The organism is Gordonia sp. NPDC003424 (assembly GCF_053588655.1).
The window spans coordinates 52026-63386 of record NZ_JBSFQJ010000027.1; the positions used below are offsets into that span (position 1 = coordinate 52026).

Genomic DNA, 11361 nt, shown 5'->3' on the forward strand with positions numbered 1-11361 from the left:
CTCGGTCGTCTCGTCACCGACCTTACGACGCGAGTCCGACAGTCTCGCCGACGACAAGGCCGCGGTCGTATCACGACCACGGCCCTGTCGATCCGGAGGACGGCGTCCTACCGCGGCGACATCCCGGACGCCGGCGTTGCTGTTCCGGCGCCGACCACCGCGGTGGACTCGAGGGTCTGGTCGGGGTCCTCGACGTCGGCGATCTGCTCTCGGGCATGGAGGTCGTCGACGATCTGCGCCTGACGGCGGTCGGTGAGCGAGTACAAGAAGATCAGCACGGCTGCGGCCAGGAAGAACGCCACCGCCGGGTAGAGCGTCTGCAGCGCCTTGATGCCGAGCAGCGTGCCGGAGCTCTGGCTGGCGTGCGGGATGTAGCCGATCATGGCGAGACCGAATCCGGCGAGCGCGCCGGCGATCGACTGGGCGATCTTGCGGGAGAAGTTGAACATCGCGTACGTGCTGCCCTCGCGGCGGCGGCCGGTGCGCCAGTGGCCGAAGTCGATGACGTCGGAGACCATCGCCCAGGTGATGCCGTTGGGGATCGCCACCCCGATGAACGACAGGGCCAGGAGCACCGTGAACAGCACCGTGTTCGACGGCAACAGGAAGTTCAGCAGGTCGGCCGAACCGGCCAGGAGGAATCCCATGATTGCGGTCTGCTTCTTGCCGAATCGTCGAACCAGCGACGGCATCGAGACGATGCCGATGACCGAGGCGCCGATCGCGATGAAGTTGACGTAGGGCAGGACGCTCGCGTCGTGCAGGTAGTACTGCGTGTAATAGATGACCATCGCCGTCTTGATGTTGTACGCCGAGATGGAGAACACGGTCATCAGGATCAGCACGAGCAGCGGACGGTTGGTGCCGATGGTCGCCGCGAAGTCACGTGGGGTGATCCGGGCGCGATCACGGGCCACCACGATGTGCTCGCGGGTGCCGCGGAAGCAGCCGAAGAACGCGATCAGACCGCACGAGGCCATCACGCCGGCGGCGACCGGGAACCCCACCCGGTCGTTGTCGAACGCGTTGACGATGGGCATGAATGCCACGCCGGTGATCAGCAGGGCACTGACCGAGCCGGCCTGGCGGAACGAGGCGAGCTTGGCGCGTTCGGTGGAGGCCTGGGTCATCACCGATGCCAGGGAGCCGTACGGCACGTTGGTGAACGAGTACAGCACTCCCCAGGCCATGTAGGAGCCGTAGGCGAAGACGAGGTTGACCCCGTGTGTGCCGCCGGGAGTCAGGAAGGTGAAGACCGTCAGGACCGCCAACGCGATCGACGAGTACATCATCACCGAGCGGAACCGGCCGTAGCGGCCGATCTTGCGGTTGCCGTCGACGAACGATCCGGCGATCGGGTCCATGAAGGCGTCGAAGATCTTGGTCAAGAGGAAGACGGTGCCGGCGGCGGCCGCGGGGATACCGGCGACGTCGGTGTAGAACATCAGCAGGTAGGCCTGGCCGAGGTCGAACATGAACCCGTTGCCGAAGTCGCCCAGGCCGTAGGAGACCCGCTCACGCAGGCTTAGTCGGGACATGATGGTGCTCCTTTGATGAAGACTGTAGGCCGGGGATCGGTGCTACCGGCCGGTATGGGGATGGGTGGGTCAGCTGCGGGCCGCGTAGGTCTGCTTGGGAAGGTGGTAGGCGAGGTCGAAGGCGGTTTCGACGGCCTCACCCTCGTCGAGTCGGTGCTCGACGACGAGTCGCGCGAGATGCCCGGCGTCGATGCGCCGGGCCAGATCGTGGCGGGCGGGGATGGACGCGAACGCCCGGGTGTCGTCGACGAAGCCGGAGGTGTTGTAGAAGCCGGCCGTTTCGGTGGCCTGCTCCCGGAACCGTCGCATCGCATCGGGGGCGTCGAGGAACCACCAGGGCGCGCCCAGCCGCACCGACGGGTACGCGCCGGCCAGCGGGGCCAGCTCGCGTGAGTATGTCGTCTCGTCGACGGTGAACAGCACCATTCGGAACGCGGGATCGTGGCCGAAACTGTCGAGGACCGGGCGCAGGGAGCGGGTGAATTCGGTGGCGATCGGGATGTCGAAGCCCTTGTCCGCACCGAAGGTGCGGTGGATGCCGCCGTGGTGATCGCGACAGACCCCGGGATGCAACTGCATCACCAGGCCGTCCTCGCACGACATCTCGGCCATCACGTAGAGCATGTGAGCCGTGAACGCTGCGGTCTGTTCGGCGGTCACGGTCCCGGCGAGGGCCGCGGTATAGATCCGCTGCGCTTCCTCGGCGGGCAGTGGGGTGGTGTCCGCGCTGGTGTGTCCGTGGTCGGTGGCCAGCGCACCGGCCGCGACGAAGGCCAGTCGGCGCAGACGTAACGCGTCGACGAAACCGGCATAGTCAGCCGTGTCCACGCCCGCGAGAGCGCCGAGCGCCGCGACATCGGTGCGCCACCCCGGACGGTTCAGCGCGAACATCGCGTCCGGCCGGAAGGTCGGGATCACCCGGCCGCCCAGGCCGTCGGCCGTCAGCCGGGCATGGTGGGTCAGCGTGCTCGTGGCCGGATCGGTGGTGGCCAGCACCTCGATGCCGAACCGCTCGAGCAGGGCACGCCTGCGGAACTCGGGCGCCGCGATGGTGGCCGCCATCTGGTCGTAGATGGCGTCGGCGGTCTGTGCGCTCGGCCGTTCGGTGACTCCGAAGACCTCGACGAGCTCATGCTCGAGCCAATACCGCGACGGGGTGCCACGGAACAGGTGCCAGTTGCTGCAGAAGAGCCGCCAGATCGCGCGTGAATCGGTCTCGACCTCGCCGCCGTCGACACGCGGGACGCCCAGGTGCTGCGGGGCAATTCCCTGGGAGACGAGCATGCGGGTGACGTAGTGGTCGGGCACGACCAGCAACTGGGCCGGGTCCGCGAACGGTTTGTCGTCGGCCAGATCTTCGGCTTCGACGTGACCGTGCATGCAGACCAGGGGCAGCGACGCGGTCTTCTGATAGATACGCCGTGCGATCTCACGGATCTGCGGGTCGGCGGGCAGCGCGCGATCGGGGTGCAGGGACAGGGGCTCGGACATGTGGGGGATCTCCTTTGCGCGAATCGTCGCCGGGCGATTTATCAGCGGGGCGCGATGGATGACAACGTTTGCACACCCCGAGGTGAATAGCAAGATATTTTTGTGGAGCAGCTCACTCCACGTCGAGAGAATCGATCACGATCACACGTATTCCCGTGGTCATTTCCTGCGGAAATACCGACTAGTCGGCTGCTTGAAGCTCTTGACTTTGCGTGCAAGCGATTGCATGATGGTCTGCAACAGAAGGTCGAGTTCGACGAAAGGAGGCCGCCGTGGGAGTGACGATCTCCGACGTGGCCAAGGCCGCCGGAGTGTCCGCGTCGACCGTGTCGCGGGCCATCAGCCGGCCGGACAAGGTCGACGAGGCCACCCGGTCGCGCATCTTCGAGCAGGTCGATCGCCTTGGCTACAAGCTCAACCGCGCCGCGAGCGGGTTGGTCACCGGACGGACCGGCAACATCGGCGTCATCGTCTCCGATCTGGCCAATCCGTTTTTCCCGGACATCGTCAAGGGTGCGCAGCGACAGGCGCACCAGCACGACTTCACCACGCTTCTCGCCGATTCCGGCGAGGACCCGGCCGCCGAGGCAACTCTCGTCGGGGCACTGTCGCCGCAGGTCGACGGCATCGTGGTCTGCGGTTCCCGGCTATCCGACGAGGAACTGCAGGCGCTACCGGTGACCGTGCCCCTGGTGCTGGTCAACCGTACCGTCGCCGGTATCCCGTCGATTCCGGTCGACAACGCCGGCGGCATGCGGCAGGCGGTGCGGCACCTGCGGGCCCTGCGTCATCGTCGGATCGGCTATCTGGGCGGTCCGCAGGCCAGCCGCTCTCATCAGGCGCGAATCGCGGGGGCGCGCGACGCGGCCGCCGAAGCCGGACTCGAACTCGTCGAATTGGGCAGTGTCGAACCGACATTCGCCGGCGGCGCCTCGGCCGCCGACACCGTGCTGCTCGCCGAGGTGACCGCGGTACTCGCCTACAACGACGTCATCGCCATCGGGCTGATGCACCGTCTCGCGGACTACGGCATCGCGATCCCGGATGAGATCAGTGTCATCGGTTTCGACGACATCCCGCTTGCGGAGATGACGTATCCGCCGCTGACCACGGTCTGTTTCCCGCGGCGCGAGGCGGGCGAGGCGGCAGTGGAGTTGCTGCGCCGGATCCTCGACGACCCCGACAACCAAAACGACACCGTGCCAGACCTTTCCACCGAACTGGTGATCCGACGATCCACCCGTCGGATCACCGCCGTCACCCCTACCCTGCAGGAGGACTCCGATGCCTGAACCCACCGATCTCGACGTCCTGGTGATCGGCGAGGTGCTCGTCGAGGTCTCGAGCGCCGGGCCGATCGGCGAACGTGCGGCCACGACGCTCGACTTCTCCGGCGATGCGCTCAACGTGGCGTGCGCGGCGGCGTCCGCGGGCGCTCGGACCGCGCTGTTGGCCCGCATCCCCGAGGACGACCTGGGCGACGCGATCGTCGACAAGCTCGACCGTTTCGGTGTCCGCACCGACACGGTCATCCGCGGGAGCGGTCAGCATGGTCTGTACCTGAGCCACGGCGATCCGACCGGGGAGCGCGAGTTCACCTACCTGCGTGGCGGCAGCTTCGGGTCCACGCTCGCGCCGAGCGACCTTGACGCCGATCTGCTCGCCGCGACCCGGATCGCCACCGCCTCGGGTATCGCGACCGCGGTATCCGCCAGTGCGGCAGCGCTTGTCGAACGTGCGGCGCAGAGTGCTCGCCGATTCGTCTACGACCCCAATCTCCGGCTTCGGCTGACCACGGCCTCGGATGCCGGCGACGCGCTGATTCGTCTGCTCCCGCACTGTTCGGTGATCACGCCGTCGTGGCCCACCGAGATCCGGACGCTTCTGCAGTTGTCCAACGATGCAACCGAATTCGATGCCATCGCGCGGCTGCGAGAACTCGGCGCCGACGACGTGGTCCTGACCCGCGGCGCGCGTGGTTCCCTTGTCGCCGACGGCGGGACGATCACCGACGTGCCGGTGATTCCCGCGCCGGCGGTCGTCGACCAGACCGGTGCCGGCGACTGCATGACCGGGACTCTGTGCGCCCGGCTCGCCGCCGGGGACGACCTCGTCGACGCGGTCCGTCTCGGCGCTGCCGCAGCGTCGTTGTCCGTCGGCGGACTCGGCGGCACCGGTGCGATCGCCGGACTCGACCGGATCCGCGCCCACAGTTCTGCACACTCCCGTACCACCCAGCCGGTGGCCGCCGGCTCCACCTCCTGAGGAGATCCCAGATGCCTTCCGACATCCTGCAATTGCGCGACGGCGACGACGTCGCCATCGCGCTGCATCCACTGCCCGTCGGCACCAGACTCGGCGACGTCGCGACCACCGGCGACGTGCCGGGCGGCCACAAGATCGCGCTGCACGACCTCGCCGAGGGCAGCCTGGTGCACAAGTACGGGCACGTGATCGGTGTCGCGAGCGCCGCCATCCGCGCCGGTGACCACGTGCACACCCACAACATGACCATGCCGGAGAACCCGACCGGACTCGCGACCGCCGACCCGTCGGACGCGACTGCGGCCGATCGACCGACAGTGCCTGCGGATCTGCCGCGTACCTTCGACGGAATCGTGCGGCCGGACGGACGGGTCGCCACCCGCAATTACGTCGCGGTGTTGTCCACCGTCAACTGCTCGGCCACCGTCGTCAAGCAGATCGTCCGACGGACCGAGGACGAGATCGCCGAGCTCCACGTCGACGGCGTCGACGGTGTCGTGGCGCTCGCGCACGGTACCGGCTGCGGCATGGCCGACTCCGGTCTGGGGTGGGATGTCCTGCGGCGCACGCTGATCGGTTATGCACAGCATCCGAATATCGGCGCGCTGGTCGTCGTCGGACTTGGTTGCGAGGTCAACGCGATGCGCAGCCTCGTCGAGGATATGACTCTCCCGGAGTGGTTGCCGCATACGTCGTTCACGATCCAGGAGGTCGGCGGAACCGCCGCCGCGATCAGCGAGGGAGTGGTCCGTGTCCGTGCCATGGCCGATCGGTTGCGCGGCACCCGGCGTCAGCCGGTTCCGGTGCGGCACTTGACACTCGGTATGCAGTGCGGCGGCTCGGACGCCTGGTCGGCCCTGACCGCGAATCCGGCGCTCGGGGTCGCCAGCGACCATCTCGTCGCGCTGGGCGCGACCAGTCTCCTGGGCGAGACCCCGGAGATCTATGGCGCCGAGCAGATGCTCGCCGGACGTGCCGCCGATCCGGCGGTGCGCGACAAGCTGATCGAACGCATCGAGTGGTGGGAGCGCTACACCAGTGCGCAGGGCGCCTCCCTCGACGGGAACCCGTCGCCGGGCAACAAGGCGGGCGGTATCACCACCATCCTGGAGAAGTCGCTCGGGTCGGTCGCCAAGGGCGGACGCAGCCCGCTCGCCGAGGTCGTCGACTATGCCGCCGCGCCCACCCGCGACGGACTAGTCTTCATGGACACCCCCGGATACGACCCCGTCTCGGCCACCGGCATGGTGGCCGGCGGCGCCAACATCATCGCCTTCACCACGGGTCGTGGCTCCGCATTCGGCTCCCGCCCGGCCCCGACGATCAAGCTGGCCACGAACTCCGAGCTCGCGACCCGCATGGCCGGCGACATCGACGTCGACTGTTCCGGCGTCGTCGAATCCGGGGTGTCCGTCGCGGAGATGGGGTCGCGGATCTACCGCACCCTCATCGACGTGGCATCGGGGAGGCGTTCGGCCAGTGAGGAATTGGGTGTCGGTGGCGAGGAGATCGTGCCGTGGCAGATCGGAGCGGTGCTGTGACCCGTCTGAGTATCGACACGCTGGGCCGGCTCACCGAGTCGGCAGCCCTGACCACGCCCGCCCGGTTCACCGCCGACAGCTCGATCGGGCTGGTACACATGGGGATCGGTGCCTTCCACCGTGCGCATCAGGCGGTGTACACCGAAGAGGCGGCGCTGGCCACCGGGTCGCGGCGATGGGGCATCTGCGGCGTGACGCAGCGGTCGGCATCGGTGCGCGATGCCCTCGCACCACAGGGCGGTCTCTACGGAATCCTCACCAAGGCAGCCGATTCCACGGCATCGCTACGCATCTCCGGGATCGTACGGGAGATCCTCGACGGCCCTTCCCAGACCGGCGACGTACTCATCCGGATCGCCGACCCGGCGGTCACCGTGGTCACCCTGACCGTGAGCGAAAAGGGCTACCGGCGCGGACCCGACGGTCACCTCGATCTCGCCGATGCCGGTGTCCGTCACGACCTCGAGGGTGGACCGCCGACCTCGGCGATCGGCCGTCTGGTGCGTGGACTGCAGCGGCGCCGGCACGATGACGCCGGTCCGATCACCGTGCTCTGCTGTGACAATCTGAACCACAACGGCCGGGTGGTGGCCGGTCTGGTCGCCGACTTCTGTGCGGCGCTGCCGACCGCGGAGGGAGACGCGCTGGCCGACTGGATCGGCGTGAACGTGACCTTCCCGAACTCCATGGTCGACCGTATCGTTCCTGCCACCACCGCCGCCGATCGGGCCGAGGCCCGCACCATCAGCGGACTCGACGACGAAGGTCTGGTGACGGCAGAACCGTTCTCGCAGTGGGTCATCGAGGATCGCTTCGCTGCGGATCGGCCGGCCTGGGAACTCGCTGGGGCGCAACTCACGGCCGATGTCGCTCCGTATGAGCTGATGAAGCTGCGTATTCTGAACGGCTCGCATTCGACCCTCGCGTATCTCGGTGCGCTGCAGGGACATCCGACGATCGCGGATGCGATAGCCGACCCGCGCCTCCGGGATATCGCCGGTGCGCTGATCCACGACGAGATGATCCCCACTCTCACCCCACCGGACGGTGCGGATCTCGCCGCCTACGGCGATTCCGTCCTGGAGCGCTACACCAACCCGGGTCTGCGCCACACCACCGTGCAGATCGCGATGGATGGCAGCCAGAAGCTCCCGCAGCGACTGGTATCTCCGGTGGCCGCCGCGATCGACGCCGGACGACGTCCCCGGGTCCTCACCCTCGGCGTCGCGGGCTGGATGACCTACGTCGCCCTCGGCCACGACACCGCGGGAACTGCTCTACCGCTTGATGATCCGCTGTCCGACCGACTCGGCGCGGTCCGCGGCATGACCCGCGCCGAGGACATTGTGGGGTCACTGCTGGACATCGACGCGGTCTTCGGGCACGAACTGCCCGAGATCGGTTGGTGGAAAGTCGATCTCGAATCCGACGTGCGTGACCTGCTATCCGGTCACGTACCCACCGTTCACCAAGGAGTGCGCTGACATGCCCGCAATGACCCTCGCCGAAGCCGATCCCCGAACCGTCGGCGTGACATCCATTCTCGACCGCATCGGGCTGCTACCGGTGATCGTCGTCGACGACATCGCGACGGCCGGGCCACTTGCCGATGCCCTCGTGGACAGTGGATTGCACACCGCGGAGGTCACCTTCCGCACGCCCGCAGCCGCCGAGGCGCTCTCGGTGTTCGCCCAACGCTCTGACCTGCTCGTCGGGGCCGGCACCGTGCGTACCGTCGAGCAGGTCGACCTCGCCCACGCCAACGGAGCGGAATTCGTGGTGTCGCCGGGCTTCTCCGATCCGGTGGTGGCGCGGTGCCGCGAGATCGATCTGCCGGTGCTCCCCGGCGTGGCCTCGGCCACCGACATCCACCGCGCGACCGAGGCCGGCTGCACGGTCCTGAAGTTCTTTCCCGCCGAGGCCTCCGGTGGCGTCCCGGCGATCACCGCGCTGACCGCACCCTTTCCGGACGTGCGATTCGTGCCCACCGGCGGCGTCGGTCCGGCGAACCTCGCCGACTACCTCTCGATCCCGGCGGTGGGCTGTGTCGGCGGGAGCTGGATGGTTCCGCGTGATGTCGTGCGCGTCGGCGACTGGTCACGGATCGGTCGGCTCTGCCGCGAAGCCGTGGCGCAGGTGCTCGAGTCGCGGGCCTGACCGCGACGAGTCCGGTTGTCGACCGGCAGTCAACGGCGCCCAGTGCTCAGACGCGCGCCGCGACGTACCGTGCCGCGCTCAGCGTGTCCCCGTTGATCGTGTACAGCACGTGCAGACCGTTCGGCTGCCCGGCCGGTGCGCCGTTGCAGATGGTGTCGCCGGGGATGCAGTAGCGCACGGTCTTCGGCGCGTACGGGGCGCCGACGCGGATCGGCGGTGCTCCGACGTCGCTGATGAAGCGATCCGACGGGGGCGCGAACAGCACCACGGCCGTGACGTGTCGGGCGACATCTGCCGGAAGCGCCGGCGGGACCCGGTTCTCGTACTGGCGGTACTGGTCGGGGATCGCGATCTTGCCGCTCGTGGCGTAACCCGCGACCACCGCTCCCTGCGAGTAGCCGCCGAGCACGATCTTGGTGTTCGGGCAGGTTCGGGCCACGTACTTCACGCGGTTCTGCGCGTCGACGACACCGTTGACGACGGTCTCGGCCAGTCGAAGGCGGTTGTTGAAGTCGTTGCTCGCCGGGTAGTTGACGCCGTACGCGGACACGGATCTGCCGGGGAGTTGGGAGCGGAGCGCCACCAGGAACGACTCTCCGGTCAGGCCGATCGGCGGTGCCGGCTCTGCGGTCCCCCGGGCGAAGACCACCTCGACGTCGGAACACGGTGCCGCCGCCGCGGCCTTCGGGCTGTGCAGGAGCGAGGTGCCGGCGAACATGGCAAGGACGCAGGCGACGATCACCGCCAATCGACCGATCAGCGGTGTGCGGTCGATGGCCGAACTACTGGATTCAATGGTCATATTCGGTGTTCGGATGGCGATGGGGTTCGGATGGGTCGGATTCGGGAGCGGCTGCAGATCAAGTATGGGGTGCGCGCGAGGGCCGCACGGCAGAATGAACCCGTGAACTACGCCGAGGACCGTAACCGGCGCATGCTTCGTGCCCGCGACACGATGGATCGCTGCTACGCCGACCCGCTCGACGTTGCCGCCCTGGCCTCGGTTGCGCATGTCTCACCGGCGCATTTCAGTCGAGTGTTCAAGGCGACCTTCGGTGAGACGCCGCATCGCTACCTGCAGCGCAGGCGGATCGAGCGAGCGTCGGCGATGTTGCGGGAGACGGCGATGTCGGTCAGCGACATCGGGACCGCGGTCGGGTTCGGCAGCTTCGCCACGTTCACCCGCACCTTCGGGCAGATCATGGGGGAGACGCCGACGAAGCACCGTCTGCGGTCCGGCGACGGGGTCGCGCCCACCTGTGCGGTGAAGTCGTTGCGGCGTCCCGCGTGACCGCGTCGAGAATGAGCAGTTTTGGACAAGGAACCGCGGACCGGACCCGCTACCGTTCCATCCATGCTGAACACGATCCGACTCTCGCAGATCTACGTCCTCGACCATGAGCAGGCGCTCGACTTCTACGTCGGCAAGCTCGGCTTCGAAGTCCACTCCGATGTCGACATGGGCTTCATGCGGTGGCTCACGATCAACCTGCCGGGTGAGGCCGATCGGGAGATCATGCTCGAGATCCCCGGCCCGCCGTCGTTGAGCCCGGAGGTCGCCGGGCAGGTCCGCGACGCGTTGACGAAAGGGGCGGGGGGAGGATGGTTTTCGATGACCACCGACGATGCGTTCGCGATGGCGGCGGAGCTGCGCGCCAAAGGTGTCGACTTCACCGACGACCCCGTCGAGCGTGACTACGGCACCGACTTCGGTATTCGAGATCCCTTCGGCAACCGGATGCGTATCGTGCAGATGAAGGAAGGGTTCTGAGCTGATCATGGGCGAAACTCTCAGTTTGACAACGGTATTGGAGCCGCGTGGCCCGGCCGCTGCGGTGATCCTCACCGACGACCAGGTCGCGTCGCTCGGTGCCGGCAAGACACCCCCGGTGTCGTTCACCGTCAACGGGATTCGTGTCGCCGGCCGGATCGGACGCATGGGTGGCGAGAACCTCCTCGGCTTCAACAAGGCGGTGCGGACCAAGCTCGGGGTGGAGGCGGGCGACACCATCGACATCGAGATCACCATCGACGACGCACCCCGCGAGGTCGAGATCCCGCCGGCACTCGCGGACGCCTTGGCCGCCGACCCCGGCGCCAAGTCGGCCTTCGAGAAGCTGTCGTACACGCGCCGCAAGGAGTTCGCTCGATCGGTCGCCGACGCGAAAAAGGACGAGACCCGCGCCCGTCGCGTCGACGCCGTGCTGGCCAGCCTGAGTGGTCAGTGATGGCCGAAAGTTCTTCCTCCCGAATTGTTTTCCTCCCCCGCTTGCACGTCGGCTGCCAGCATGGTTGTGAGACAGGTGCTGGTGGTGGGTGCGGGGGATGGAGTAGTGATGAGTCAGGTGCAACACCGGTGGCAGACTCCT

Annotated in this window: 11 protein-coding genes; 8 read left to right on the top strand and 3 right to left on the bottom strand. The window is 67.6% G+C overall.

What is annotated here, in order from left to right:
* Window positions 1-107 precede the first annotated feature (107 nt).
* On the bottom strand, window positions 108-1538 hold the full coding sequence (locus tag ACWDTI_RS25570; protein WP_449740941.1) for a glycoside-pentoside-hexuronide (GPH):cation symporter: 1431 nt from the start codon (window positions 1536-1538) through the stop codon (window positions 108-110).
* Between the two features lie 69 nt (window positions 1539-1607).
* Window positions 1608-3029 carry a glucuronate isomerase gene (gene uxaC, locus ACWDTI_RS25575; RefSeq protein WP_449740942.1) on the bottom strand — a complete coding sequence of 474 codons (1422 nt, stop codon included), beginning with the start codon at window positions 3027-3029 and terminating at the stop codon, window positions 1608-1610.
* A 272-nt stretch (window positions 3030-3301) separates the two neighbouring features.
* On the opposite strand from uxaC, the gene ACWDTI_RS25580 reads away from it, so the two are divergent.
* From ACWDTI_RS25580 to eda, 5 genes are read left to right on the top strand one after another with little or no spacing between them, the layout of a single operon-like run.
* Entirely contained in the window at window positions 3302-4321 is a 1020-nt protein-coding gene (locus ACWDTI_RS25580) for a LacI family DNA-binding transcriptional regulator (protein WP_449740943.1), read from the top strand.
* The gene (locus tag ACWDTI_RS25585) at window positions 4314-5294 is read left to right on the top strand and encodes a sugar kinase (RefSeq protein WP_449740944.1); all 981 of its coding nucleotides are present in this window, start codon (window positions 4314-4316) and stop codon (window positions 5292-5294) included. Before ACWDTI_RS25580 ends, ACWDTI_RS25585 begins: the two co-directional genes overlap by 8 nt.
* A gap of 11 nt (window positions 5295-5305) precedes the next feature.
* On the top strand, window positions 5306-6835 hold the full coding sequence (locus ACWDTI_RS25590; RefSeq protein WP_449740945.1) for a UxaA family hydrolase: 1530 nt from the start codon (window positions 5306-5308) through the stop codon (window positions 6833-6835).
* Window positions 6832-8319, top strand: a complete 1488-nt coding sequence (locus ACWDTI_RS25595) for a mannitol dehydrogenase family protein (RefSeq protein ID WP_449740946.1) — start codon at window positions 6832-6834, stop codon at window positions 8317-8319. Before ACWDTI_RS25590 ends, ACWDTI_RS25595 begins: the two co-directional genes overlap by 4 nt.
* 1 nt (window position 8320) lies before the next feature.
* Window positions 8321-8992 (top strand): bifunctional 4-hydroxy-2-oxoglutarate aldolase/2-dehydro-3-deoxy-phosphogluconate aldolase, encoded by a 672-nt coding sequence (eda, locus tag ACWDTI_RS25600; protein WP_449740947.1) that lies wholly within the window; start codon window positions 8321-8323, stop codon window positions 8990-8992.
* Between the two features lie 46 nt (window positions 8993-9038).
* Here eda and ACWDTI_RS25605 read toward each other — a convergent pair whose 3' ends face one another.
* A complete protein-coding gene (locus ACWDTI_RS25605; protein ID WP_449740948.1) occupies window positions 9039-9794 on the bottom strand; it encodes a cutinase family protein in 756 nt (251 codons plus the stop codon).
* Between the two features lie 102 nt (window positions 9795-9896).
* Between ACWDTI_RS25605 and ACWDTI_RS25610 the strand changes: the two genes are divergently transcribed.
* The 3 genes from ACWDTI_RS25610 (at window position 9897) to ACWDTI_RS25620 (ending at window position 11220) form a co-directional block, all read left to right on the top strand.
* Window positions 9897-10283: a helix-turn-helix domain-containing protein gene (locus ACWDTI_RS25610; protein WP_449740949.1), complete on the top strand. Its 387-nt coding sequence runs from the start codon at window positions 9897-9899 to the stop codon at window positions 10281-10283.
* A 63-nt stretch (window positions 10284-10346) separates the two neighbouring features.
* On the top strand, window positions 10347-10763 hold the full coding sequence (locus ACWDTI_RS25615) for a VOC family protein (protein ID WP_449740950.1): 417 nt from the start codon (window positions 10347-10349) through the stop codon (window positions 10761-10763).
* 25 nt (window positions 10764-10788) lie between these two features.
* The gene (locus tag ACWDTI_RS25620; protein ID WP_449740951.1) at window positions 10789-11220 is read left to right on the top strand and encodes a YdeI/OmpD-associated family protein; all 432 of its coding nucleotides are present in this window, start codon (window positions 10789-10791) and stop codon (window positions 11218-11220) included.
* Window positions 11221-11361 lie beyond the last annotated feature (141 nt).

Bases quoted from the DNA above. Each gene is read 5' to 3' on its own strand.
- ACWDTI_RS25570 (WP_449740941.1), bottom strand. From the start codon at position 1,538: ATGTCCCGACTAAGCCTGCGTGAGCGGGTCTCCTACGGCCTGGGCGAC.
- uxaC (WP_449740942.1), bottom strand. From the start codon at position 3,029: ATGTCCGAGCCCCTGTCCCTGCACCCCGATCGCGCGCTGCCCGCCGAC.
- ACWDTI_RS25585 (WP_449740944.1), top strand. From the start codon at position 4,314: ATGCCTGAACCCACCGATCTCGACGTCCTGGTGATCGGCGAGGTGCTC.
- ACWDTI_RS25590 (WP_449740945.1), top strand. From the start codon at position 5,306: ATGCCTTCCGACATCCTGCAATTGCGCGACGGCGACGACGTCGCCATC.
- eda (WP_449740947.1), top strand. From the start codon at position 8,321: ATGCCCGCAATGACCCTCGCCGAAGCCGATCCCCGAACCGTCGGCGTG.
- ACWDTI_RS25605 (WP_449740948.1), bottom strand. From the start codon at position 9,794: ATGACCATTGAATCCAGTAGTTCGGCCATCGACCGCACACCGCTGATC.
- ACWDTI_RS25615 (WP_449740950.1), top strand. From the start codon at position 10,347: ATGCTGAACACGATCCGACTCTCGCAGATCTACGTCCTCGACCATGAG.